The organism is Spirosoma fluviale (genome assembly GCF_900230225.1).
In the GTDB taxonomy this organism is placed as follows: domain Bacteria; phylum Bacteroidota; class Bacteroidia; order Cytophagales; family Spirosomataceae; genus Spirosoma; species Spirosoma fluviale.
Map to the genome: position 1 here is coordinate 372,032 of NZ_OCNH01000002.1, position 26,066 is coordinate 398,097.

18 protein-coding genes are annotated in these 26,066 nt (G+C 50.1%); 16 read left to right on the plus strand and 2 right to left on the minus strand.

Translation table 11 applies throughout. From position 1 onward, the window contains the following. The first annotated feature begins 71 nt into the window (after positions 1-71). From CRO74_RS12390 to CRO74_RS12415, 6 genes are all read left to right on the plus strand, one after another. Positions 72-617: a CvpA family protein gene (locus CRO74_RS12390; RefSeq protein WP_245877831.1), complete on the plus strand. Its 546-nt coding sequence runs from the start codon at positions 72-74 to the stop codon at positions 615-617. Between the two features lie 95 nt (positions 618-712). After that, positions 713-868, plus strand: coding sequence for a hypothetical protein (locus CRO74_RS31550; RefSeq protein ID WP_179830184.1), 156 nt, complete (start codon positions 713-715; stop codon positions 866-868). Positions 869-911: 43 nt separating this feature from the next. Then, the gene (gene rlmN, locus CRO74_RS12400) at positions 912-1,961 is read left to right on the plus strand and encodes a dual-specificity RNA methyltransferase RlmN (protein ID WP_097126373.1); all 1,050 of its coding nucleotides are present in this window, start codon (positions 912-914) and stop codon (positions 1,959-1,961) included. 190 nt (positions 1,962-2,151) lie between these two features. Further along, positions 2,152-3,573 (plus strand): inorganic phosphate transporter, encoded by a 1,422-nt coding sequence (locus CRO74_RS12405; protein WP_097126374.1) that lies wholly within the window; start codon positions 2,152-2,154, stop codon positions 3,571-3,573. Positions 3,574-3,935: 362 nt separating this feature from the next. Continuing rightward, entirely contained in the window at positions 3,936-6,074 is a 2,139-nt protein-coding gene (locus CRO74_RS12410) for a sensor histidine kinase (protein ID WP_097126375.1), read from the plus strand. Between the two features lie 24 nt (positions 6,075-6,098). Next, entirely contained in the window at positions 6,099-8,207 is a 2,109-nt protein-coding gene (locus CRO74_RS12415; RefSeq protein WP_097126376.1) for a sensor histidine kinase, read from the plus strand. Positions 8,208-8,252: 45 nt separating this feature from the next. Here the strand turns inward: CRO74_RS12415 and CRO74_RS12420 are convergent, their stop codons facing one another. Next, entirely contained in the window at positions 8,253-9,056 is an 804-nt protein-coding gene (locus CRO74_RS12420) for a lysophospholipid acyltransferase family protein (protein ID WP_097126377.1), read from the minus strand. Between the two features lie 287 nt (positions 9,057-9,343). On the opposite strand from CRO74_RS12420, the gene CRO74_RS12425 reads away from it, so the two are divergent. The 9 genes from CRO74_RS12425 to CRO74_RS12465 all read left to right on the plus strand — a co-directional run bounded on the left by CRO74_RS12425 (position 9,344) and on the right by CRO74_RS12465 (position 22,282). After that, positions 9,344-10,036 (plus strand): porin family protein, encoded by a 693-nt coding sequence (locus CRO74_RS12425; protein ID WP_097126378.1) that lies wholly within the window; start codon positions 9,344-9,346, stop codon positions 10,034-10,036. Between the two features lie 223 nt (positions 10,037-10,259). Further along, a complete protein-coding gene (locus tag CRO74_RS12430; protein WP_097126379.1) occupies positions 10,260-11,291 on the plus strand; it encodes a fatty acid desaturase in 1,032 nt (343 codons plus the stop codon). Positions 11,292-11,510: 219 nt separating this feature from the next. After that, the gene (locus CRO74_RS12435) at positions 11,511-12,092 is read left to right on the plus strand and encodes an RNA polymerase sigma factor (RefSeq protein WP_097126380.1); all 582 of its coding nucleotides are present in this window, start codon (positions 11,511-11,513) and stop codon (positions 12,090-12,092) included. 78 nt (positions 12,093-12,170) lie between these two features. Continuing rightward, positions 12,171-13,199: a FecR family protein gene (locus tag CRO74_RS12440; protein ID WP_144035906.1), complete on the plus strand. Its 1,029-nt coding sequence runs from the start codon at positions 12,171-12,173 to the stop codon at positions 13,197-13,199. A gap of 36 nt (positions 13,200-13,235) precedes the next feature. Then, positions 13,236-16,802: a TonB-dependent receptor gene (locus CRO74_RS12445; RefSeq protein WP_097126382.1), complete on the plus strand. Its 3,567-nt coding sequence runs from the start codon at positions 13,236-13,238 to the stop codon at positions 16,800-16,802. 24 nt (positions 16,803-16,826) lie between these two features. Continuing rightward, a complete protein-coding gene (locus CRO74_RS12450; protein ID WP_097126383.1) occupies positions 16,827-18,557 on the plus strand; it encodes a RagB/SusD family nutrient uptake outer membrane protein in 1,731 nt (576 codons plus the stop codon). 258 nt (positions 18,558-18,815) lie between these two features. Continuing rightward, on the plus strand, positions 18,816-20,042 hold the full coding sequence (locus tag CRO74_RS12455) for a metallophosphoesterase family protein (RefSeq protein ID WP_245877832.1): 1,227 nt from the start codon (positions 18,816-18,818) through the stop codon (positions 20,040-20,042). A 32-nt stretch (positions 20,043-20,074) separates the two neighbouring features. Beyond that, positions 20,075-20,875 (plus strand): endonuclease/exonuclease/phosphatase family protein, encoded by an 801-nt coding sequence (locus tag CRO74_RS12460; RefSeq protein ID WP_097126384.1) that lies wholly within the window; start codon positions 20,075-20,077, stop codon positions 20,873-20,875. 201 nt (positions 20,876-21,076) lie between these two features. After that, entirely contained in the window at positions 21,077-22,282 is a 1,206-nt protein-coding gene (locus CRO74_RS12465) for an alpha/beta hydrolase family protein (RefSeq protein WP_097126385.1), read from the plus strand. Between the two features lie 440 nt (positions 22,283-22,722). Here the strand turns inward: CRO74_RS12465 and CRO74_RS12475 are convergent, their stop codons facing one another. After that, on the minus strand, positions 22,723-24,384 hold the full coding sequence (locus CRO74_RS12475) for a carboxylesterase/lipase family protein (protein WP_097126387.1): 1,662 nt from the start codon (positions 24,382-24,384) through the stop codon (positions 22,723-22,725). 625 nt (positions 24,385-25,009) lie between these two features. Between CRO74_RS12475 and CRO74_RS12480 the strand changes: the two genes are divergently transcribed. Continuing rightward, positions 25,010-25,993, plus strand: coding sequence for a glycoside hydrolase family 16 protein (locus CRO74_RS12480; RefSeq protein WP_097127090.1), 984 nt, complete (start codon positions 25,010-25,012; stop codon positions 25,991-25,993). Positions 25,994-26,066: the final 73 nt, after the last annotated feature.

Genomic DNA, 26,066 nt, shown 5'->3' on the forward strand with positions numbered 1-26,066 from the left:
GATGTACCTACGGACTTTAGTCCGTATTTACTTTATTAGAAATACGGACTAAAGTCCGTAGGTACGTTATTATGAACACACTCGACATACTTATGCTCATTCCCCTGGCCTGGGGGATTTTTAACGGATACCGCAAAGGTCTGCTCGTGGAGATCGTGGCGATTATCGCGTTCGTGGTGGCTATGATTGTCGGGTTTAAGTTTCTTGCGTTTGGGATTGACCTGCTCAGTCCCTACATCAGCCGCGAACTGGCCCGGAAAATACTGCCGTGGCTGGGTTTCTCGGTGATCTTTTTCCCGACAGTGGTCATGATCAATCAGATGGGCTTTGCTATTCGCCGGTCGTTAAAGTACTCCATATTAGGTACGTTCGATAGCGTGGCCGGGGCAACCGTTGGTCTTTTTACGTGGGTCTTTGGCATCAGTGTTATCCTCTGGTTGTTCAGTTATATGGGCGTGAAAATGCCCGCCCGCCAAACGGAAACTGCCTTTTTGTACCCCTATATCCGGCCCATTGCGCCCAAAGTGATGGACAAAGCCGCCGTTTGGGTACCCAAAGGCTTGGAAGAAGGGAAGAAATGGCGCAGTAGTGTCGACCGTCTCGGCCGGTTGAATTAACCAGCGGATTTGCTGTACTGCTCGTTCAAATGGGTACGCATTTTGTACAAATGAGTGTGTTCAGGTTCTCTCCTAAATACGCTCATTTGTGCAAAATGATGAAAAGCAGAATCTTCCAGCAAATTGGCCTTTCCAATGAATTTGAGGAATTGCAGGGACGCGTAAGAATCAATCAGGGCGACTGGAAAACGATGACGATGGGGTATGCCTCGCCCATGTTCAAGGTGAAAATTGATTTTTACGAAGATTGAGGAAGGAAACTTTGCCAGTTGTCAGTGCTGTTGTAGCAGTATAATGAAACAAGATATTCGTAAACTGACGGCTGTTCAGTTAAAAGACTGGTTTACTAAAAACGGCGAACAGGGTTTCCGGGCCAAACAGGTGCACGAATGGCTCTGGAAAAAATCGGCGTCGTCGTTTGAGCAGATGACCAATCTGTCGCTGTCGACGCGTGAGGTGCTGAACGCTAATTTCGAAATCCGTCCGCTAACCGTCGACCAGCAGCAGAAAAGCAACGATGGCACCATCAAGTCGTCGTTTAAGCTGTTTGACGGCAACCTGGTCGAAGGGGTTCTGATTCCGGCGTTACGAAACGACGACCTAGATCGAATGACAGCCTGCGTATCGAGTCAGGTGGGTTGCTCGCTGACGTGCAAGTTCTGCGCCACGGGCTACATGGATCGGAAGCGGAATCTCGACGCGGCCGAAATCTACGATCAGGTGGTGGCCATTGACCGGCAGGCCAAAGAAAACTACGATGCGCCCCTCACCAACATCGTGTACATGGGCATGGGTGAACCCCTGCTGAACTATAAAAACGTCCTCGAATCCGTCGACCGCATCACCTCGCCCGATGGGCTGGGCATGTCGCCGAAACGGATTACCGTGTCGACGGCGGGTATTGCCAAGATGATCCGGCAACTCGGCGACGATGCCGTGAAATTCAATTTGGCCCTGTCGCTGCATGCCGCCAACGACCAGAAGCGCGACCAGATCATGCCGATCAACGAAAGCAACACGCTAGAAGCTCTGGGCGATGCGTTGGCGTATTTTTACAAGAAAACGGGAACGCGTATTACGTTCGAGTACATTCTTTTCTACAACTTCAACGACACCCTGCAAGACGCGCAGGAGCTTTGGAAGTTCACCAAGCGCGTACCGGCCAAGGTGAACATCATCGAATACAATCCCATTGCCGAGGCCAATTTCAAAAACACTGATCCGCAAACACTGGACAAATTCGCCGGGTATCTGGAAAGTAAAGGTGTCATTGTCAACGTACGCCGAAGCCGTGGTAAAGATATTGATGCCGCCTGTGGGCAGTTAGCGGGGAAGAAGGTGTAGAGACCGGTCCGCCGGTGCGGCAATACCTTGCGTCTTAACGGCAATTGAGACTTAACAGCAACTAAGACGCAAGGTATTGCGTCTCTACTTAACAATTTGGTAATATAGCAATGCCTAGTTTACCGTACTTTTGTGGCAATCATTGGCTTACGGACCCACCGCTAGCTAAACCACAGACGATACATCACTTATGTTTGGATTAGAAACGGATGTTTTTATCCTCCTCTTTATCAGCCTTTTTGCTGCCTGCGCCTTCGAATTTGTAAACGGTTTTCATGATACCGCCAACGCCGTTGCCACCGTTATTTATACCAACTCCTTAAAGCCAACGGTTGCTGTTGTATGGTCGGGGATTTGCAACTTCACCGGCGTTTTGCTCGGCGGAATAGGAGTGGCCATGGGCATTGTCAATCTGCTTCCTGTTGAGTTACTGGTCGATCAGAACGTTTATCATAGCGTAGCCATGGTGCTGGCCTTGTTGCTCAGCGCCATAATCTGGAATCTGGGAACCTGGTATTTTGGTCTGCCCAGTTCAAGTTCACACACCCTTATTGGCTCTATTTTAGGCGTTGGCCTGGCGTTTGCTACCATGCCCGAAAACAAAACCGGAGCTGCCGTTAACTGGGACAAAGCGATTGAAACGGGTTACGCCCTGTTACTATCTCCGCTATTAGGTTTTAGTTTGGCCATTGTGCTGATGTTCATTTTACGTCGGTCTGTACCCGAAGAAGCTAAAGATCAGCTTTTTAAGGAGCCTAAAAAGAATACGGAACCACCTACCTGGGTGCGGGCTATACTGATTGCTACCTGTTCGCTGGTCAGTTTCTTCCACGGCAGTAATGATGGTCAGAAGGGCGTAGGCCTAATCATGCTAATCCTGATCGGTATCGTTCCCTACCACTTTGCGGTAAAAGCCGACCTTGACCCGCGCCTGATGCAGACGAACGTGACGGCCATTCAGCAAACCATAAGTGCGCTGGACTCCACCCATTTATCATTGACAAACCGCGTCCGACTGGCGCAAACGAATACTGAGTTGACCGAGTTGAGTGCGCTGGTAAATGGCCCACTCGTTGATGGTAAAATTCCGAACGAGAAACGGCTGGACGTACGGCGTGACTTACTCCTCATCAACAGCAACATCAAAAAAATTACGGCCGATGAAGGATCGAACCTCAGTGCGGCCCAGAATGCTCTATTAACGAAGAACTTAGGTGAAGAAGGCGGATTGCGTCGGTTTACGGACTACGCCCCGCTTTGGGTTATTCTGATGATCGCCTTATCGCTGGGTCTTGGTACTATGATTGGCTGGCGCCGGATTGTGGTGACAGTGGGCGAAAAGATCGGTAAACAACACTTAACCTACGCACAAGGAGCTTCCGCTGAACTGGTTGCTGCTATGATGATTGGGATGGCGTCCTGGCTGAAGTTGCCCGTTAGTACAACGCACGTACTTTCGTCGGGTATTGCCGGTAGCATGGTGGCCAACAAAGGGGTCAAAAATTTGCAGGCCGGAACGGTCAAAAATATTGCGCTGGCCTGGATACTAACGCTACCTGTTTCGGTACTGCTATCGTTCACGCTCTACATCTTCTTCCGCTGGGTATTGTAGTAGCAAAGCCATCACGAACAGCAGGTTATATTCTGTATAGTGCCGTGGTTTTGATTTAATTTTTATAGACAAGGCGCCGATTTATTCGAAGCCAGGACAAACAGCTCATAGTATTCATGCTTGATTAAAGCATGAATACTATGAGCTGTTTGCATTATAACATCCAAAAGCTGAAACCGTTGAGAGCCACAAGGCAGCGTAAACTGAGTTCATAATTGAGTTATTCATAGTATGGATTCACAGAAATAACAATACTTTTTTTAGTTATAAGTCTCTAACTAGTACATTCATATTATTACATTATAGCGTTATTTGGTCTGTCAGCACTCACTTCGCTGGCGAAGGAGCTAATCACCATATCCATGCCGGCTTATTTACGCCTGATCATCCTTGGGGCTATATTTATTTGTTTTGGCTCGGGGCTTTCTCGTGCTCAGTCCGTGTTGCTGAATGACCCCAACCAGTCTTATTTACTCTTCGAGCGTTTTTCTGTGCTTGAAGTAAAGTCCGGTACCGTCACCATCGACTCCCTGTTGCGCCACCCTCAGGCCTATGCCTTTCGTCCCGGTCAGAAACATACTTTCCGGCTGAATGACCAACCAAAAGCCTACTGGTTACGGTTGGATCTGACCAACCAAACTTCTCAACTTTTCACCCTGCGTATCTTCCTGTTAAGTTTTAACCGGATGGTTCTCTACGAAACCGACGGTGCGCGTGTCGTCAACCAGCGGGAGCTGACGTTGAAGGTTACAAATACAACGGACTTCTTCCAGCACAGTAAACGCATATGGCCTCTACACGTGAGTAGGGGGCAGACGCATACGATTTACCTGTACATCGACACAATCTTCGCGACCAGGCTACCCCTCTCTGCTCAATCCAGTGGGCTGCTACTCAGAGAAAGTCATCATGAGGATTTGTTCTATGGATTTTACTCCGGCTTCGTGCTGATTGTCATTCTGTACAGTCTGATTCTGTTTGTTCGTCTGGGTGATTGGGATAACCTACTTTATGCTATATGGGTCTTCCTGATCGGTTGTCAAATTGCCTATACATCCGGTCAGGGAGTTGAGTTATCAAACCAGCTGCATAATCTGTATTTTACATTTACCCCTCTCTTTATTACCTGCATTACTCTGGCCCATCTGTTATTTCTGCTGTCCTTCCTCCCGCTTCGCCAGCTTGCTCCGGGTTGGTACAGGGTAGGGCTGTATTTTGCTGGCTTCTTTGCTTTAACTATTACTGCTTTCATAGTCTTAATAATCCTAAGACAATTTACCAATACATTCATTGTCAGTTATTTCGGGATTTTACTTGGATTGCTTGAGTGGCTATTTAGTCTATCAGTGGGCATTGTGGCCTTCCGGCGAGGCTTCAGGCCAGCGCTTCTGTTTGTTATTGGCACGCTGGTTTACTACAGTTCCTTTATTGCTTATATACTGCTGCTGGTCGAAAGGCTTCCCTTTAGTTTCTGGACGCTGCACAGCGGAACTATTGGCTCAGGACTTGAAATTTTGATTTTTACTCTGGCGATGGGGAATAAAGTTAACCTGCTCAAAAAGAGGCAGGATGAAGCTATCCGTGAGCAATTACGGCTATCAGAGGAAAATCATCATTTGGTCGAACGCCAGAAACAGGAATTAGAGCAAAAGGTCGAGCAACGCACGGCCGAACTACAAGAGTCCCTTACAACCCTCCAATCAACACAAGCCCAGCTCATCCAGAAAGAAAAACTCGCCAGCCTGGGCGAACTGACGGCAGGTATCGCCCACGAAATCCAGAATCCACTCAACTTCGTCAATAATTTCTCGGAGGTTAGCACCGAACTGGTTGAAGAGCTAAAAAGCCCCCTAAACCCCGAAGGGGGAATACGGCCAGGCGAAAAAATGGATATGGCGTTGTTTGACGATCTAACCCAGAACTTAACCAAGATCACCCACCACGGCGGTCGTGCTTCGGCCATCGTCAAAGGGATGCTGGAGCATAGCCGCGCTTCTACCGGCGAGCGAACCCCCACCAACCTCAACGCTTTAGCCGATGAATATTTGCGGCTGGCTTATCATGGATTAAGAGCAAAGGACAAAAGCGCCAACTGCCAACTGATTACCGACTTTGGCGCTGAGTTACCCCCTGTGTCGGTAGTGCCGCAGGAGATTGGACGAGTGCTCCTAAATCTCTACAACAACGCCTTTTATGCGGTTGGTCAGCGGGTTTCAATCGCTGGCAAAGACGAAACGTATCTACCTACCGTTTGGGTCAGCACCCGTCAGGTCAATAGTCACGTCGAGATTGGAGTAAGCGATAACGGCATGGGCATTCCCGACAGCATTCGAGACAAGATTTTCCAGCCTTTTTTCACCACCAAGCCCACGGGTGAGGGCACGGGGTTAGGGCTGAGTTTAAGTTATGACATTATCACTAAGGGGCACGGAGGAATCATGGTGGTGAAGAGCTTGGAAGGGGAGGGTGCCCAGTTTATCATCCAGTTACTTTGTTCATAATTAAAAGATATCCCACCGTTTCTGATGAAGCTATTACTACTTGTCTTGCTGCTAAGCCTGTTGAATTTGGTTGCTATTGCCCAGCCGGTTGTGCTGAATGACCCGGCCAAGGTCTATCACATATTTCAAAACTGCGAGGTTCTGGCGCTTGAGCCAGGGCGTACTACCATCGACTCGCTCCTGGTACATCCCGAGAAGTACCTCTTTGCATCAGTCAACCAGAAGCCGGTTGTTTCGCTGAGCAATCAAGTCTATTGGTTCCGGGTGGAACTCACCAATCAAACCCAAACCGACCTGCTGTTACACTTCATTTACTTTACATTTCAACGGGTGACTGTCTACGAGGTGACCGGTAAGCAGGTATTAGCCAGCCAGGACTTTACCTACGGCCTCAGCAGAGGAAACGATAACTACTATCAAACCCGACGCATCTTTCCGCTTAAGGTAGCCAACGGGCAGACCCATACGCTGTACTTCTATGTCGAAGGAATGTATCAGCACTCGCTCCATGTTACGGCTCAGTCTGGTATGATTTTGCAGTCTCATTTGTTTGCCAAGGATTTGACAGCGGGTCTCTTCATCGGGTTTATCCTGATGATTATTCTCTATAGTGTGCTTTTATATATCCGGCTGGGCGACCGGGATAACCTGTTTTATGTCTTATGGGTATTCATAACTGGTTTTTTGTACTTAGCATCCTATAATCAGATCGCGCCTGTTTCAACGAGTTTACACAATTTTTATAGCTGGAACGGCAATTTTATTCAGTATGCCTCCTCTATGGCGCACCTGCTTTTTGCGCTATCCTTCTTACCTGTACGGCAACAGGCTAAAGGATTATTTCGGCTAAGCTTGTTAGTGGCTGCATTTTACATGGTCGCCATACTGCTTTTCCTGACGAATAAGGCACCGGATATCTTGTATAACCTCCCTTATCTGATAGATGGTATAATTTGTCTACTGCTGGGTGTAACTATGTATAGAAAGGGCTTTAAACCGGCACTGTATTTTATCATCGGTAATATTGTCTTTTTTGTTTTCTTTTATATTTCTCTCTTCACGCTTCTTGGCCTGGACCCGCCAGCCTTCTGGAGGTATAATGGCTCTTATTTGGGCGTATGTGGTGAGATTTTATTCTTTACCCTTGGCCTAACCTATAAGGTCAACCTGCTCAAAAAGCACCAGGATGAAGCCATTCAGGAACAACTTCGGTTGACGAAAGAGAATCAGCAACTCGTTGAGAACCAGAAACAAGCCCTTGAAGAGAAGGTCGAGCAACGAACCGCTGAGTTGCGAGCCTCCCAAGCCCAACTCATCCAGAAAGAGAAACTCGCCAGCCTGGGCGAACTGACGGCAGGTATCGCCCACGAGATTCAGAACCCACTGAACTTCGTCAACAACTTCTCCGAAGTGAGTGCCGAGTTAGTCGAGGAACAGAAAGAAGCCTTAACCAAAGGCGACTTAGAAGAAGCGGGCTTTATCGCCGACGACCTGGCCCAAAACCTGCAAAAGATTCATCATCACGGCAGCAGGGCTTCGGCCATCGTCAAAGGCATGCTGGAGCATAGCCGTAGCAGTACGGGCGAGAAAGCACCTACTGAACTCAACGCCCTCGCCAATGAATATCTGCGCTTAGCTTACCAAGGCTTGCGAGCCAAGGATAAAAGCTTTAACTGCGAATTGATGACGGACTTTACTTCCGACTTGAGCAAAGTTGAAGTAGTACCTCAAGAGATTGGCCGGGTGCTGCTGAACCTCTACAACAACGCGTTTTACGCTGTTCACGAAAAGCAGAAAACGGCTCCTGCGGATTATCAACCCACCGTCACTGTCAGTACTCGGTTCGTGTCTGCCAGTAGCCCTGAAAGGGCGACATCAATAACCAATCCCAACGGGCTTGGCGGAGTGGTCGAAATTCGGGTCCGCGACAACGGCGCAGGTATTCCCGAATCAATCAAAGCCAAAATCTTCCAGCCTTTTTTCACCACCAAGCCTACAGGCGAGGGTACGGGGCTGGGACTGAGTCTGAGCTACGACATCATTACCAAGGGGCACGGGGGAATTATGGCGGTGGAGAGCCGGGAGGGGCAAGGTGCCGAGTTTATCATTGAACTGCCGTCGAGCCAACTGTGAATGGAATCAGCTGTATTCCGTAGCTCTGTAGTTAAAAACGTCGCGTTACTGAACCCACTCCGGCGCATCCTGCTCGATGGCGTGCCGAACTTTGGCAACGATCTCGTCAACGGTATCATCGGGGCTAAAGTGCATTGGTTCCTTAAACTGAACCGTGAGCAGCGTATTCCGTTTCTTAAAACGTAGTCCTTTCTTGTCGAAGGCGCGTCGGAAGCCATTGATCACGACCGGCACCACAATGGGCTCGTTGTTCTTGATGAGGTATCCCGTTCCTTTTCGTACCGGCGCAAACGGCGTTGTGGTGCCTTGCGGAAAGCTTACTACCCAGCCGTGGGCGAGTGCTTTGGCAATCTTCTCATTGGCCGAATTATCGACCGCCCGTTGCACTTCACGCCCTTCGGCCCGCCACGACCGCTCGATGGTTAACGCGCCACCCGCGGCAAAAACGCGGGGAACAATTCCTTTTTTCATGGTTTCAGAAGCGGCCACATAATACTGTCGTGCCCGCGGACCGAACAAATAAACGGGGGGCAACAATGTATTCTGAAACCCCCATTTCACGGCGCAAAAGATGTGAAAAAAGGCAATCACATCGGCAAAATACGTCTGGTGATTGGACAAAAACAGGACGTTATTGATGGGTAAATTCTCCAGATTCTCGGTCCCTTCGATCTGAATTCGGTTCACTACCGTATAGCGGGCGTATGTCAGCCAGCCAACAAAGCCAATTATTATCCGTCTGAATAACAGCGAGTTGCCGAAAGGGTCGCACTCGAACAGGCCGAGAATATCCAGCGGCATCAGGAACTTGGGCAAATAACTGAATTTAGTTGGCTTTATGTACTTCATTTTCTGGGTAGGAATCGCAGCTAATGGGTAAAGTTACAAGTATGCTACAATGTTTTAAAGAAAAAGTGCAAATGCTTGATTTACACATGAAATATTTATCAATAACAACAGGCTTACACAATCACCAAAAAAGAATAATAAACTTTTTTTAAACCAGATTAATCCTTTGACCGGCTACGCCCTCTAACCATCAAATTCGCAACAATAAACAACTTCGCCTATTGCCGACAGTGTACACAACTAAGTTCAGGTTTCCCTTTTTTCTAATCTATTTTCCCTTTACAACCATGAAACGAATTGTGCTTGCCGGTGTCATTGCTTTGTTTGGTTTATTCGCTGCTCAAAGCACTTTTGCTCAGGTTCAGGTCGGCATCCGGGGTGGTGCCAACTTCGGCTTTGCGTCGAAACCCGAATACCTCGGCAGTCTAACGCCCGACTTCCATTCCTCCATCGGGCCAACCGGTGCCCTTTTTCTCGACATTCCCCTGAGTGACCGCGTATCGTTTCGCCCGGAGGTGTCGTACGTCCGAAAAGGCGTTGCGATAAAAGAAGGTTTTGATATTAATCTGGGCGGGTTTTCGCTGCCAATTGGGGCTTCTATCGCTTACCAGTCTCAGCAAATTGAGGTGCCCTTGTTGTTTAAATTCAACCTCAGCGATGGACCTGTACAGCCTTACTTTATCGCTGGTCCGGCTGTGAGTTATGCGTTCGACGGCCGTATCCGCACCCGTGGATCTGCTCTGTTCACGACCCGGCCGTTTGATGTAGATGTTAACTACGGCGGTATGCTAACCCCCTGGGATGTTAGTGCCGTTGGTGGGTTAGGTCTGGCTATGGATGCCGGTGCCGGTAAGTTATTTATCGAAGGTCGCTATACACACGGGTTCACCCGCCAGGTGCAGGTACCGGTTGTCAATGTCAATGTCCGCAACCGGGGTGTGGCCGTATCGCTGGGTTATTCATTCCCGATTGGTTATTAGTTCACTCATTCCACCACTTCACTCATTTTTCTATTGAATCAACCTGAATTAGCAAAGGCGGAGTCTCTCGACTTCGCCTTTCTTGTTTAATGTAAGAATGGAGTTAAAATCAGGGAACTTTGGTTGACTAAGTGGGATTTCACACTTGAATTGTATTAATTTTACTTCTCGTTAATTACCAAACCACACGGGCGTTCCCCGTTGCACTTGCGACACTTAACTTATGGCAATGGTATCTGATTTTGTTCATTCAACTGCTCCCGAACCCCACCGTATTCGGACCCGGCAAATTCTGAAATCGCACCCCGAAATTAAAAAGTTGATTGGGCAAAAGAACCCGACTACGATTTGGGTAGCGCTGGGATGTGTTATTCTGATGACCGGCATGGCGTACCTGGTTCGCGATCAATCGTGGTGGGTTATCGTGGCAGCCGCCTGGTTCATTGGTGCTTTCCCGGCTCACACGCTGTTCGTTTGTATTCACGAAGCGGCTCACAACCTGATTTTCCGCAAACCGTCGGCCAACGCATGGGCGGCTATTTTTGCGAACCTGCCAACGGTTTTTCCAACGGCATTGACTTTTAAGAACTTCCACATCAAGCACCACGCTTTTCAGGGTGTTCATGAGCTGGACGCCGATTTGCCGGACTGGTACGAAGCGAAATTGATCAAAAACTACGCCATTGGTAAGGCCATCTGGTTGTTGTTCTATCCTATTTTTCAGGGTATTCGCACCCTGCGTATGAAAGAGCTGGCCGTTTTTGATAAGTGGGTCATTGCCAACTTTATCATTCAGATCACCTTTGATGTGCTGATCGTAACGTTCTTTGGCTGGAAGGCACTGGCGTTTATGGTGCTTTGTCTGTTCTTCTCGGTTGGCCTGCACCCGCTGGGCGCTCGCTGGGCGCAGGAGCACTTCCTGACCCTCGACCCACAGCAGGAGACATACAGCTACTATGGCCCGCTGAACGGCCCGAACCTGAACGTTGGTTTCCACAACGAGCACCACGATTTCCCGTCTATTCCCTGGAATAAATTACCGGAAATCAAGAAGTCGGCGCCCGAATATTACGAGTCGCTCAAATACCATACATCCTTTATAAAGCTATTTTTCCTCTTCCTGTTCGATCAGGAGATTTCGCTTTACTCCCGTATTGTTCGCAAAGAGCGGGGTCGCGTTCCCGTTTCGGATCAATCGAAACCGGATATGGATCTGGTGCAAGCACAAGCTGTGTCTGTGGAAGCGGCCGCTTAACGACCTGGATCAGTTATCAGGGAAAACATACAATTATTAATAAAAAGCCCCATTGCGCAAGTGATGGGGCTTTCTGTTGTTCAATGATTGGGGCTTAAGGTTGCTGAAAGAGTAGAAATAACTACGTATGTTCCTTAGACTAAGTGTTCTTTCCAGAATTCACAGAAACTTAATTTATGTTTGGTTGCCGAGTGAACTGTCTATGTCAACTTTGTGGCTATGTCTGAGCAAGAGCTAACCGATACCGAATTAGTAGCCCTGCTTCGTGAAGATAGCGAGGAGGCATTTCGCGCGTTGTACGAACGCCACTGGTACGACCTTTTTGTGCTGGCAAAGCGCAAACTCCGCGACGAAGCGATGGCTTCCGACATGGCTCAGGAACTGTTTCTGCGGCTATGGCAAAAACGTAAAACGTTACTCATCAACAATGTTGGTGCTTACTTGACCACTTCCCTAAAGCACCTTATTGTCGACCATATACGCACGCAGTTGCAGGGGGAGAAATATGCCAGTCACTTCGTTTATACTCCGCCAACGGATACCCTTAACACGCTCCATTCGGTTCAGTTTAGCCAACTGACCGAATCGCTCAACCAGGCCTTGGAGCAACTGCCCGACAAAACCCGCGAGGTATTTGTTCTCAACCGATTCGAGCAACTAACCATCCGCGAAATCTCCACCCGGCTTGGCCTCTCCGAAAAAGCCATCGAATACCACCTGTCCCGTTCGGTTGCCTTCCTCCGCGCCAACCTGCACGACTATGCTACGGCTGTGGTGCTGACTACGTTATTCACCGCTTAACAAATTCGTAACATATGGGTCTTAGGGTATTTTTCGAGTTGTTCGTCTTACCTTCTGAATACGGCATAAACTGATACGTTGCCGTCGCCAGATGATATGGACCCCAAAGCGCTACAAGCCTTACTGACCAAGTACCAGAACGGTGATGCAACCGACGAGGAACGGGCGCAGGTCGAAGCATGGTACGATGCGCTGGATGGCGAAGCTGAACCCCCTTTGTCGGCGTCTGAAAAGCAGGCATTCGTAAATCAGCACTGGCAGGAGGTAGCGGCACAGATCAGACAGACACCAACCCGTAGCTGGCAATTGACGCTGTTTTACCAACTGACTGCTGCCGCTGTGCTTGTATTAAGTATCGGGCTGGGCTGGTATTTTTTGATGAACCGTTCGCCGGAACCGGTTTCCGATCAGGTAGCGGCTCAAACGGGTCAGTCGAAGCTGGTTGCTAAAACAAACGAGTCGCGAAAGCCGCTTCGGATTGCGTTATCGGATGGAAGCGTTATTACTCTCAAGCCGGGGAGTCAGGTGCAGTATCCCGAACAATTTGCCGAAAACCGGCGGGAGGTTCGGCTGGTGGGCGAGGGATTCTTCGAGGTCACTAAAAATCCGAAGCGCCCCTTTCTGGTCTATGCCAACGGACTGGTTACGAAAGTGCTGGGCACCAGCTTCACCATTGTGGCTCATGCGGGTAAGCCCACCGCCGAGGTCGTCGTTCGGACGGGGCGGGTAGCGGTCTACCGGCAGGCAGATCAGCCAGCAACCACGTCCGACATGGTATTGACACCTAACGAGAAAGCCACTTTTTATCGGGCGGAGAGCCGGATTGTCAAATCGCTGGCCGATCATCCGGTGGTTATTCGGCCTCAGGCCATCAAAACCCACTTTGTGTTCGACAATACCCCCGTAGCCCGCGTGTTTAAGGAGTTGGACGAAGTGTATGGCGTAACCATCTCCTTCGACGCCGACGCCCTCGTAAACTGTACACTCACGGCTAATCTGGCCCACCAGTCATTACCCGACCAATTGAACATGATTTGCCTGTCCATTGGGGCTACCTATCAAACCAGCGGCACGAATATTCAGATCAGCGGTCGGGGCTGTCCTTAAAAATCAAACCAGCTTACTTACAACTACTTACACTTTATGAAACGTTTTCTTTCGCTATTGGTCAGCGTCCTGCTGAGCAGTAGTCTAGTCCAGGCTGTGCCCTTATCAGCACAGGAACTGATGAATCGCCCCGTTTCCATAACGGTAGAAGGCGAGACGGTACGAACGGTGTTGCAGCAACTGGAAAAGGCTGTCGATGTGCGATTTGTGTATAGCCCTCGGGTGATTGGTGCCGAAAAACGAATTTCGATCAGTGCCCGCAACGAACGATTGTCGAGTGTGCTCCAGCGGTTGTTTACGCCCCAGAACATTGCGTGGGAAGTGATCAACGGACAGATCATTCTGAAAAAAGTGGATGGACAAAGCAGCCTGCTGTCCGTCCCGGCTTTTCAGATCAGCCGGGCTGTAACGTTCGACCAGCCCCGGCGTATACTGTCGGGTGTGGTGCGCGATAACACCAGTAACCAGCCGTTACCCGGTGTGAGCATTGTGGTGAAAGGCACCACACGCGGCACGTCGACCAATGCTGATGGCGGCTTTTCGCTGAATATTCCGGATGCCGGTGGCAATTTGGTTCTGTCTTTTTCCTTCATTGGCTACGAAACGCTGGAAGTACCGGTAAATGGCGGCCAGTCTACCCTCAACGTGAGCCTGAAAGAAACGCAGAACGCGCTGAGCGAAGTGGTGGTGGTCGGTTACGGTACCCAGAAGAAAGTGAACCTGACGGGAGCCGTGTCTCAGGTGCTGGCCAAAGAACTCGAAAACCGGCCGTTGAACAACATGTCGCAGATTCTTCAGGGCATGGTTCCCAACCTGAACATCACCTTCAGTACGGGCCAGCCGGGGCAGGGGGGCAACCTGAACGTACGTGGCGAAACATCGATTAACGGGGGAGGGCCGCTGGTGTTGATCGACGGTATCCCCGGCGACATCAACCGGATCAATCCGGCCGACGTGGAGTCGGTATCGGTGCTGAAAGATGCGGCCGCTTCAGCGATCTACGGAGCGCGGGGTGCGTTCGGGGTTATTCTGGTGACGACCAAAACGGCCAAAAATGGCAAGACAACCATATCATACAGCAATAACTTCGGCTGGTCGGCCCCAACGGTCAGCACCAAGTTTCTGACCAATGGCTACGAGTATGTGCGGATGAATGATGAAGCCTTTACGCGGGCTACGGGAAATAGCTATACCCGGTATTCGGAGGAAGATTACAAGGAACTGGAGGCCCGCCGGTACGATAAAGTGGAGAATCCGGCCCGCCCCTGGACAATCATCAAAAACGTAAACGGAAAAGATATTTACAACTATTACGGGAATTACGACTGGTGGAACGCGCTCTTCAACACGACCGAACCTTCCAAACAGCACAACATCAACCTGTCTGGCGGGACTGACAAGGTAAATTATTTTCTGTCGGGGTCGATTTTTGAGAAGGACGGGATCATGAAGATCAACACCGATAAATTCACGTCGTACACCCTCCGCAGCAAAATCAACGCCCAGCTAACGCCCTGGCTCAAAGTGGGCAGCAACATCCAGTACTTTGATTCGAAGTATAAATACCCCGGTCTGGAAGGGGGTGCCAACGCGAACTTTGTCGGGATTACGGTTCATGCCTTACCCGCCTACGCGCCCACGAACCCTGATGGGACAGCTACCTATAACACCCTGAAAAACAATTACTCCATTGGCGATGGGCTCTACGCGAACCTGCTGAAAGGCGTTGCCGGGGGCGAAAAACGGGTGCATGAATTAACGGCGATCAACTCGGTTACCATCGACTTCACCAAAACCTGGAATCTGGTCGCCAACTACTCCTATTCATTCTACATTGCTGATGACTGGTACCGGTCGGCCGTGGCGCAGTACTCCATTCAGCCGGGAATTCTGACTACCGTGCCCAACTACAATACCGATCAGTACCGCAAAACATTCTGGTTCGACCCGATGAACGTGACCAACGTGTATTCGTCCTACAACCATACGTTCGGGAAACACTATATGGCGGCCACGGCGGGGATCAATTACGAGTCTAAAAAGCACCAGCGGCTGTTTGGGGCGCGCAAGAACCTGCTCTCCGAAAGTCTCAATGACCTCAACCTGGGCACGGGCGAACAGCTTTCGGCGGGTGACTCGTATCAGTATTCACTGTTCGGGGCATTTTATCGCCTGAACTATGACTATGCCGGCAAGTACCTGCTGGAAGTGAACGGCCGCTACGACGGAACCTCACGATTTGGCGAAGGTCGGCGGTACGGTTTCTTTCCGTCGGTTTCGGCGGGCTGGCGGCTGAGTGAAGAACGTTTCTTCGATCCGCTGAAGGGGATTGTCGATAATTTCAAAATCAGGGCTTCGTACGGTACGCTGGGCAATCAGTTGCCGTCCAACACCAACTCGGCCAGCTTTTACCCGTATATCTCTATCATGCCAACGGCGCAGTCGAGCTGGATAACCAACGGGCAAAAGCTGTCGTACGTGAACAGCCCGAACCCGATTTCGCCGGACCTTACCTGGGAAAAAGCCACCACCTCCAACCTGGGTCTGGATGCAGGTTTGTTTAAGAACCGACTCAATCTATCCGCTGATGTCTACGTCCGAAACACAACGGGTATGCTGGTTCCGGGACAGGTGCTGCCAGCGGTTTACGGGGCCGGTGTGCCGACCCAAAACGCCGGAGATTTGCAGACGAAGGGTTTCGAACTGTCCATCGGCTGGCGCGATCAGGTTAAAATGGGCGGCAAGCCATTCGTCTATAATGCGTCGTTTGTCCTGTCCGATTCCAAATCGACCATTACCAAATACGACAATCCAAACAAGATTCTGTCGAGTCGCTACGAGGGGCAGACCATTGGCGACATCTGGGGTTATTCCATCGACGGGTATTTCAAAACCAACGAAGAAGCACAAGCGTATGCCGTCGATCAAACGCTGGTCAACAAGCAACGCCTGAGCGCCCCCGGCGACTGGAGCAAACTACAGGCCGGTGACCTCAAATTCATCGATACCGACGGGAACGGGAAGATCGACCAGGGTGCCAATACGCTGGCGAATCATGGCGATTTGAAGATTATTGGCAACGACCGGGCACGCTACCGGTACGGTGTCAACCTTGGTGCCAGCTGGAACGGCTTCGACATGTCGGTGCTGGCGCAGGGTATCCTTCGGAAAAACTGGTATCCGGGCAACAACGCCGATAAATTCTGGGGGCCTTATTCGCGGCCGTATTATTCGTTTATTCCCGAGAACTTCGAGGCCGACGTCTGGACGCCGACCAATACCGACGCGTACTTTCCGGTGCTGAGAGGCTACACGGCGCTGAACGGCGGTGGTGACCTGAACGCTGCCAACGATCGCTACATTCAGAACATCGGCTACCTCCGCCTGAAAAATGTGGTGATTGGCTACACATTGCCCGAAAGTCTCAGCAAAAAGATCAGCATAGCCCGCGCCCGGATTTATGTAAGCGGTGAAAATCTGCTCACTTACACGCCCTTGCGTTCCAAATACATTGACCCCGAGCAACTCGACGGCGACGCCACAAACGGCAGAACCTACCCGCTGTCCAAGACAATTTCTGCCGGTCTGAATCTCACGTTCTAGGTCCATCCAACTCTTCGTACTCCGATGAAAAAAATACTAAGTATCCTGGCTGTAACCCTTGGTTTGTCGGCCTGCGACCTGAACATGCTGCCTCAGGACGCCATCTCACCCAATACCTTTTTCAATACCGAAAACGACCTGCTGCTCTACACGAACTCGTTTTATAACGCGCTGCCATCGGCCGAGGATGTGTATAATGAAGACGTCGACAATGTCGTTAAAAATAGCCTGCGCGATGAATTGCAGGGTACGCGGGTAGTGCCCACCAGCGGGGGCGGCTGGAGCTGGGGAACCCTGCGCAACATCAACTATTTTCTGGCTAATTCAGGCAAATGCCCGGACCCCAAAGCCGTAGCCAAATACAACGGACTGGCCCGCTTTTTCCGCGCTTACTTTTATTTCGGCATGGTGAAGCGCTTCGGCGATGTCCCCTGGTATTCGAAACCAATTGAAATAATGGATCAGGAAATGTTGACCAAAGCACGCGACCCCAGAGCGATGGTCATGGATTCAGTCATGGCCGATATCAATTATGCCATTGCCAACCTCGACGCGTCGCGGCAGGTGAGTACGGTCACGAAATGGACAGCGCTGGCACTGAAATCAAGAATAGGGCTGTACGAAGGTACCTTCCGAAAATACCATACCGAATTTGGGCTGCCCGGTGCCGATAAATTTCTGGATGAGAGTATCATAGCCTCTGAGGATTTAATGAAGAATAGTGGGTACACGATCTACAAAGCTACCCCCGCTACGGCCTATGGTAAGTTGTTTTCGTCGGATAACGCCATTCCCGATGAGGTGATCCTGGCCCGCGATTTCAGCGATGAGTTGCAGGTATACCACAACCTGAACTATTACACCATGACGGCCTCCTACGGAAAGCCCGGTCTGGAGAAGAAGCTGGTGAACAGCTATCTGATGGCCGATGGCACCCGTTTTACCGACGTCAAAGGCTACGAAACCATGCAGTTTGCGGACGAGGTACAAAACCGGGACCCCCGTCTGGCGCAAACCATCCGGACGCCGGGCTACACTCGTATCGGCGAAACGACGCCACTGGCGCCGGAGTTTGGCGCAACAGTTACCGGCTACCAACTAATCAAGTTTGTTTCGGCACCCAAATGGGATACGTTTACCAAAGACATTACCGACATGCCCATTTTCCGGTATGCTGAAGTACTGCTGAATTTCGCCGAAGCCAAAGCTGAGCGGGGCACGCTCACCCAGGCCGACCTGGATCTGTCGACCAAACTTACCCGCGACCGCGTGGGCATGCCGAACATCAATCTGGCCGCTGCCAACGCCAATCCCGACCCCTATCAGGCGCAGCAATACACGCAGCTAAAAGGCCCCAACACGGGTGTCATTCTGGAAATACGGCGAGAACGGCGCGTGGAGCTGGTGATGGAAAACTTCTTCCGCTGGGACGACATCATTCGTTGGAAAGAGGGGCAACTGCTTACCAAAACATTCAAGGGGATGTATTTTCCGGGGCCGGGCAGTTATGATCTGGACAAGAACGGGAAAGTGGACCTGGTTATCTACGAGGGCACCAAACCATCCGTGCCAGGGGCTCAACTCCTCAAGCTGGGCAGCGAAATTCTACTGGAGAATGGTAATAAAGGCGGCAACATTGTCGTGAACGGGCACATCAACAAAAAATTCAACGAATCCCGCGATTACCTGTACCCCATTCCTACACAGGAGCGACTGCTGAATACTAAGCTGATGCAGAACCCTAATTGGGAGTAAGGGGAAGCGGAGCTGGTTTAGTGTCAATGTTTTGGTAAGTGTATCAGACAGCATCCTTGCTGTCTGGCCGTCAGGCTAAAATTGCCGTAACTAGCCAAGTTGAAATGGGTAAGTAACTTATCTTTAGCCTGACGGCCAGACAGCAAGATGCTGTCTGATACAACTGCCCAAACCTCTACAAGATTAGTTTTAAACCGTAAGATGCTTCTGCAAAATTCGTAATCACCCACCCCTAACCCCTTAACCCTACACACCACTATGCTTTCTGACAGACGATCGTTTCTTGAAAAAATGGCTCAGGTCGGGGCGCTGGGTTTGCTGCCCACGGCTCCGGCGCTGGCTGCGGCCGCGTCTCCCGTTTCGGCAGAAGAAAAGAATCATTTTGTGGCCGGACCGTACCTGCAAAATATGAGTACCCGCAACGTGACAATTATGTGGATTACGCACAAAAACTGTTTCAGTTGGGTCGAGTACGGAGCCGGAACCTACACCAGCAAACGGGAATTTGGCTATAGTAACGGGTTGATCGAAGCCAATAACCGGATCAACAAAATAACCCTGTCAGGGCTGGCACCGGGGGCCGACCATAAGTACCGGATCGTTTCGACCGAAATATTGGGCTACAAAGGCTCGAAGGTGGAGTTCGGCGAAACCATTACCAGCCCGATGTACGGCTTTAAAACCCCGGCCGAAAACGAGGAAGAGTTTAAACTGGTTATCTTCAACGACATCCATGACCGCCCTCAGATCATTCCTCAGTTGCTGTACCGCCACGGCTACACGGGCAATAAACGGGATTATGATTTTGTCGTCTTCAACGGTGACTGCTTCGACTGGGTTACTGAAGAAACCCAGATGGTAGAGCATCTGATCAAGCCGTCGGTTGATATTTTTGCGTCGGAAATGCCGTTCATTCTGACGCAGGGCAATCACGAATGCCGGGGTAGTTTTTCCCGCCATATTCCTGCCTACTATGCTTATCCCGATGCTAAGTACTACTATGCGTTCACGCGTGGCCCGGTGCGGTTCGTCATTCTGGATTCGGGTGAAGACAAGACCGACGACAGCGTTGAATACGGCGGACTATCGGCGTTTGATCGCTATCGGGAAACACAGGCAAAGTGGCTGGAAAAGGAAATAGAAAGTAATGAGTTCAAAAAAGCGGCTTTTCGGGTCGTGCTGATTCATATTTCACCCTACCATTCCGGCGATTGGCATGGCACGATGCATTGCCGACAGGTTTTTGGCCCGTTGTTAAATAAGGCAAAAGTCGATCTTCAAATTTCGGGGCACACGCACCGGTACGGCACTCATGATGCCAATGCCGATCACAATTATCCCATCGTAATTGGCGGAGGGCCGCTGGAAGGAAACCGAACGTTGATAAAGCTGCATGCTACCAGCAAAGAACTGAATCTGAAAATGATTCGGGATGATGGCGAAGTGGTTGGGAAGTATACCCTTTCCAAAAAGAATCGTTCGTAAAACCAATGGAACTCTACCCTAGTCAATCACTTATGAAACTAATTAACAGCCTGCTGTTCTTACTCCTGTCCTTCGTTGTTTATGCCCACGAAGGCCCATCTGACGTAGCGAAGAAAGCAAAAAGTCTAAAGGTGATGACATATAATATTCATCACTGCAATCCACCCTCTGCCGGGAGCAAGATTGACGTGGAAGCCATTGCGCGCGTCATTACGGCCGAAAAGCCTGATTTTGTGGCCTTACAGGAGGTCGACGTGAATACCGAACGGTCGGGGAAAGGACTGAATCAGGCGAAAGAACTGGCCCGGTTGACGGGTATGCATTTCTTCTTTTCCAAGGCCATCGACCACCAGGGGGGCGACTATGGCGTTGCGGTTCTGTCCCGGTTTCCCATCCTCGACTCCACGCGCTTTATTCTGCCCATAGACCCCGCCATTGGGGGCGAAACCCGTACCATAGCTGCCGTGACGGTGGAGCCCACAAAAGGGAAGCGGATCATCTTCGCCAGTACGCACCTGGATTTGAAAGAACCCAACCGACTTACGCAGGCTGAACTAATTATTAGGCATTTCAACGGACAGCGTCTGCCCGTCATTCTGGGGGGCGATTTCAATGCTCAGGCCGACAGTAAAGTTATCCAGCTTTTTGACCAGACGTTCGTCCGGAGCTGTCAGCCCTGCGCCCCCACCATTCCGGTCAAAAACCCCAACCGCGCAATTGACTTTGTCATGTATAAACAGGACAGCTCTCTGAGAAGTGTGTCAACCAACGTTATTGACGAGCAGTACGCGTCCGACCATCTGCCCGTAGTAGTTGAATTGAAACTGAACTAACTGTGATAAATAAGTCGTAGAACGTGGGGTTTTAATGAGTTGACAAACTAGAAAAACCGAGCACTTGCAGACTTAAATTGCCCATTGGAGTTGCCTGGGCCACCAATAGATAGATATACCGCTATTGGCGGGTTGTATGCCCTTACTTTGTGGTCTGTGTGATTTGTTCACAACAGCCAACGTTTTAACGCATACCAACCCATGAATTTTCGATACTTCCTCAAAGCAAGCCGCTCGTTTAGCGTAGCACTTTTTGTTGCGCTGTACCTAGTCGGGTGTACGTCAACACCCAACGATCCGCAACCCGCTGCGGATCAGTATCTGGTTAGCAGCAGCAACGTAGCTACCGTTTCCAAAGACCAGTTAACGGCTCAGGCATCAGCCATTAGTCCCTTATATGCGCTGTTATTGAAGCAGGGCATTTCGGTGATTAAACTCGTTTATAAAACCAAGAACTGGGATGGTACGGCCATCCAGGCATCGGGCCTGCTGATTGTACCCAATACAACCACTGCCGTTCCCATGATTAGTCAGCAGCACGGGACTATTTTCGATGATGCCGATGCGCCTTCTAATTTCGGTCCGGCCAGTGAAGCGTATCAATTCGCCACGATTTTTGCCTCTATCGGCTACATCATGGTCTGTCCGGATTACATCGGCTTTGGTGCGTCTAAAAATCTGCCGCATACCTACGAAAACCGAACGAGTCTCGCCCAGGCCAGTCTGGACATGCTGCGAGCCGCCCGGGAGTACATAGGTAGCCATTCGGAGATCAAATGGGATTCCCGGCTCTACATGGCGGGCTATTCGGAAGGGGGGTACGCTACCATGGCGCTGTACAAAAAGATGCAGGATGAGGTGCCCACGGAGTTCAATCTGCGGGCGGTTTCCTGTGGCGCGGGGGCTTACGATAAAACCAGTTTCATGAAGGCCTTGCTGACGCAGAAATCGGCGGGGGTGGCGCAGTGGAACCGGGCGTTTCTGTGGGTATTGCTGACCTACGATCAGATATATAAACTCAACCGGCCGCTGTCGTTCTACTTCAAAGAGCCTTATCTGGCAGATATTCAGAAAAGCCGCCAACTGGCCACGTTGGATGTAAGCTTCGATCAGGTACTGACCGACTCGTTCAAAGCGGGCATTTTAAACGGAACGGACACTGCCTTTCTCAACGCCGTGGCCGATAATAATATTTATGACTGGAAGCCGCTGACTACCCTTCATCTTTACCACGGGGATGCCGATCCGCAGGTGTATTACCTGAACTCCAAAAATGCTTATGATGCCATGCAGGTGCGGGGAGCGGGCAAAACGGTTCAACTCTTCACCAGCGTTGGTAAAACGCACGTTCAAACGATTCCGGATTGGCTGGCAGGCACGTACACGCTGTTTACCACGGTGCAGTAAGCGTTGATAACCACAGAGCCGCAAAGCGCACAGAGGTTGATGGAGGTCCTTTCTTCCCCAATCAACCTCTGTGCGTTTTGCGGCTCTGTGGTTAAACTACTCTGTATTGCAAAAGTGTTGCGGTCTTACGTTCACCTGATTTCAACCTGCATAGCCCATTAGATGGTAGAAGGAACTGTACTGTTCTACAGCACCAGCGTATTTTTTCGGTTTTGAGTACATGGGTTTTCCCCTTCCAGGCAAAGTTGCCGGTAGTTTTTGGCGGAAGGGTTACGTCAGCCCGCAGCGCGCCTTTTTGAACGACATAATTGACGGCAACTGTCCCGTTAGGGTGAGGAATCTCACCGCTGATCGTATTTATGGAACCCAGGTGGGGCTTGGCCTGAGCTACTTTCTTGAAGTGGCGACTCATGTTCAATCGAACGAGTTTTAAGCGTGCATTATAACTTTCCGACGGCTCGCCATACGGCCAGTTCGTGACTAAATCGGTCATCAATAACCTCGCAGGTGGTATCAATCCGCATGGTGGGTCGGGTTTTAAGGTTGTAAGCTGGCCACTTGGGTACGTCTTTGGCGGCCGGTTTGCCGGTTCGGGCGAACGTAGTCCATAATTCAGCGAAGTGACGCGAGGCCGTGAAGCGCTCAGGCCGGTTACCGCCGAAGAAGCTTTCTTTGGGCGCAGAACCGTCGCGGGGTGGAATTTCGTTGTTGAACTTAAACGAAATGTCCATCGCGTGGGGCGTACCCATTGGGTAATCGGTACCCGGAATTTTCTTCTCCGACTTGTACCCGAAATTGTACAGATAGACCGGTGCCCCGCCCTGTTTCACCTTTTTCTCGGCAATATCGACCGAACCTAAACCCATCATGGTAATGGAGGATATGGCCATGAAAATCTGTGGTGCCGTGGCATCAGGATTTGCTTTTCGGTAGGTATCAACAATTTTAGCCGTGTCCTCGCCGTATTGGGGCTCCAGTTTTTTCGATAGGCTGTCGAAGTCCAGTTTGGCAAACTCGGTGTCTTTACGTTCCCAGGCGAAGAAGGCGTATTCGTCCTCATTCCAGCCAACCAGCAGCGGTTTATTACGCGAAATGGCCGGGGCCGTTGGATCGAACGGATGATGAGGCAGCACAACACCATCGACTACCGGGCCAAAGCCCCCGTAGTTTCGGCGCATCATGCCCAGATTCTTGTTCTTTTCAATAAAGGGCGGTACAAACGGCAACTTGGCCTGCATAGCGAGCAAGTCCGCAGCCGGTATATCCAGCAACTTCCGCCAGTCTTTGGGAGCAATATTCAGTTCTTTCAATAGCATGGCCGTTGTTTCGGCGGCTATTTCTTTGGTCGTCATCCGAACGCCCGGCCCGCTTTCGATGGAGGCCTTGTTAAAGTAGGGGGCCGCTTCGGGCATGGCGTACAGACAGGAGGTTTTGGCCCCACCGCCCGATTCGCCCCAGATCATGACGTTGTTCGGATCGCCCCCAAACTGCGCAATGTTGTCGTATACCCATTTCAGGCCAGCCGCAATATCCAGCATGCCCATGTTGCCCGACCCGGCATAGTCGGCACCGCCAAGTTCATCCAGGTACAGAAACCCAAGCAACCCTAAGCGGTGATTGGTTTCGACGACTACCACATCGAAATTTCGGGCCAGGTTCGACCCGTCCTGTCCTCCTGCGGCTCCCGAACCACCTACAAAGCCCCCACCGTGACTGTAGAACATAACCGGCCGTTTCTTATTGTCATTGGCCGGGGTCCAGACGTTCAGAAACAGGCAATCTTCCGACGGGGCTGGCTCATTCCGGCGGGGTGGCTGAATAGCGGGCGCACCAAACTGCAACGCATCCCGCACGCCAGTCCAGGGTTCGAGCGGGGCCGGTCGTCGGAACCGTCGGTCGCCGGAAATGCGTCCTCCGTAAGGTATGCCTTTGAATAGATTTACCCCTTCGTTTTGCATTCCTTTTATCCGGCCATAGGTTGTTTCTACCTCAACAAACGCGTCAGCTTTGCTATGGAACGAAAACGCATGTTTGGGTACAGAGACCGCAACCGTTGCGAGTGATAATTGAGCTAAAAAATCCCGGCGGTGTAGTTTTTCCATCAGAAAGCGTATTCGGTTATTTATACGTGCTTTATTACAATAGTATAGTTTATTCTTTTATTAATTTAATATAGTTTTCTTATATACTGATAGGTAAAGCTGATCGAGGCATGTTCTTCGTCTATCCGCCAGATAAACTATGAAATTAGTGATCGAATAGTTTCGGGAAACACTTATTGGGCAGTTCGAGTATTCGCTACTTCAGGAACTGATGCGGGTGTGGCCATTCAGGCGCGTTTCTATCGGCTCTTCGGCTACATTTTTTACTTCCTTACCCTATGGTTCTCCAACAAGAATACAGGCACTTTCGTCTAGTTCTTGTTGGCTATAGAAAGAGGTAAAGGTAATTTAATGGAAATATATAGATTCCAATATCTGGAATATATATACAAAATATGGAATATTAGTTACTGAAATCTAATAAGGGTTACTTTATAGGGTAAAGGAAAAAATAAAAAAAATGTGTTAATAATCAGTAGACTAGCTCTCTTTCCTATCGGGATTGCTACTGATTAATACGCTTTATGGAAATTCTGGCCCTGAAATTGTTAGGCCGTTTCATGCTATTGTTCTCCCGTATATAGGTAGATAAACTCTAGCTATGGAAACGCATTCCCTTTACGCTATGAAACGTGCTCTGCTTTCCTTAACAATGCTATTTTCGTTGGGCATCTTCACTGCCATTACACCGAGTTGTAGGCAGGTTGTTCTATATCCGCTTGACCCCGTTGTGTCGGCTATTGTCTGTCAAACTGACGAATCAAACCTTTGTAGTTTTGATTACGCCACATCAGCCGATTCGCTGTTGGCAAAGGACGGCTGGGGTAAGGCTTTTGATGATAACTTCGATAAGAGTCCGGCTGATCCGACAAATCCTAACTGGAGGCTTTGGATAGGCGGGAGTTTTAACAATGAACTACAACTCTACACCAATAACCCGGAGAACATAGCGGTTACTAAAGATTTCGAAAAAACGGCCAATAACTTGTTGGTAATCAAAGCGAAAAAAAGGAAAGTAAAGGGTTATAAATACCGTCAGGACATCGATGAGACTTGGAAGGAATTTGATTTTACTTCGGCCCGGATCGAATCGAAGGCCCTGTTTATGCTCAATGATATCACTAGTCAGCTGCGGGTAGCTGCCCGTATCAAATTGCCCACCGGCTATGGCATGGGAGCGTCTTTCTGGTCTTATGGGGATAACTGGCCGACCAACGGGGGCATTGCCATCATACAGGCCCGTGGTCATGACCCTTATAATTTCCAAAACGCTTACTTCTATGATGATGTGCTGTACCGGGAACTCATCCCTCAGGAGGGAAGAACGATAACCAGCACCACCAACCTGACAGATCGCTGGCATGTATATGAAATGATCTGGCAAAAAGATACCCTGACATTCTTACTGGATGGCCAGGTGATTGACACCAAACAGGGTGACTATGTAGCAAATCTGTTTGAGAAACCGCAGCGAATTACGTTGAACCAGGTAGTTGGGGGCGACTTATTCTTACGCGAAAACACCCTGCCCACCGCCGATCAGATAGTACTCAATGGCAACGAAGGCATCATGCAGGTCGATTGGGTAAAAGTGTACGCAAAAAACTAGGTAACCCACCCGGTAAATCCGGTAATGATGAACGGTTATTTACTGGGGTTGGCGTACCCTGCGAGGCTCCTGC

Bases quoted from the DNA above. Each gene is read 5' to 3' on its own strand.
- CRO74_RS12425 (WP_097126378.1), top strand. From the start codon at position 9,344: ATGAAACGAATTGTGCTTGCCGGTGTCATTGCTTTGTTTGGTTTATTC.
- CRO74_RS12450 (WP_097126383.1), top strand. From the start codon at position 16,827: ATGAAAAAAATACTAAGTATCCTGGCTGTAACCCTTGGTTTGTCGGCC.
- CRO74_RS12460 (WP_097126384.1), top strand. From the start codon at position 20,075: ATGAAACTAATTAACAGCCTGCTGTTCTTACTCCTGTCCTTCGTTGTT.
- CRO74_RS12445 (WP_097126382.1), top strand. From the start codon at position 13,236: ATGAAACGTTTTCTTTCGCTATTGGTCAGCGTCCTGCTGAGCAGTAGT.
- CRO74_RS12410 (WP_097126375.1), top strand. From the start codon at position 3,936: ATGCCGGCTTATTTACGCCTGATCATCCTTGGGGCTATATTTATTTGT.
- rlmN (WP_097126373.1), top strand. From the start codon at position 912: ATGAAACAAGATATTCGTAAACTGACGGCTGTTCAGTTAAAAGACTGG.
- CRO74_RS12430 (WP_097126379.1), top strand. From the start codon at position 10,260: ATGGCAATGGTATCTGATTTTGTTCATTCAACTGCTCCCGAACCCCAC.
- CRO74_RS12455 (WP_245877832.1), top strand. From the start codon at position 18,816: ATGCTTTCTGACAGACGATCGTTTCTTGAAAAAATGGCTCAGGTCGGG.
- CRO74_RS12465 (WP_097126385.1), top strand. From the start codon at position 21,077: ATGAATTTTCGATACTTCCTCAAAGCAAGCCGCTCGTTTAGCGTAGCA.
- CRO74_RS12415 (WP_097126376.1), top strand. From the start codon at position 6,099: ATGAAGCTATTACTACTTGTCTTGCTGCTAAGCCTGTTGAATTTGGTT.
- CRO74_RS12405 (WP_097126374.1), top strand. From the start codon at position 2,152: ATGTTTGGATTAGAAACGGATGTTTTTATCCTCCTCTTTATCAGCCTT.
- CRO74_RS12480 (WP_097127090.1), top strand. From the start codon at position 25,010: ATGAAACGTGCTCTGCTTTCCTTAACAATGCTATTTTCGTTGGGCATC.
- CRO74_RS12475 (WP_097126387.1), bottom strand. From the start codon at position 24,384: ATGGAAAAACTACACCGCCGGGATTTTTTAGCTCAATTATCACTCGCA.
- CRO74_RS31550 (WP_179830184.1), top strand. From the start codon at position 713: ATGATGAAAAGCAGAATCTTCCAGCAAATTGGCCTTTCCAATGAATTT.
- CRO74_RS12435 (WP_097126380.1), top strand. From the start codon at position 11,511: ATGTCTGAGCAAGAGCTAACCGATACCGAATTAGTAGCCCTGCTTCGT.
- CRO74_RS12420 (WP_097126377.1), bottom strand. From the start codon at position 9,056: ATGAAGTACATAAAGCCAACTAAATTCAGTTATTTGCCCAAGTTCCTG.
- CRO74_RS12390 (WP_245877831.1), top strand. From the start codon at position 72: ATGAACACACTCGACATACTTATGCTCATTCCCCTGGCCTGGGGGATT.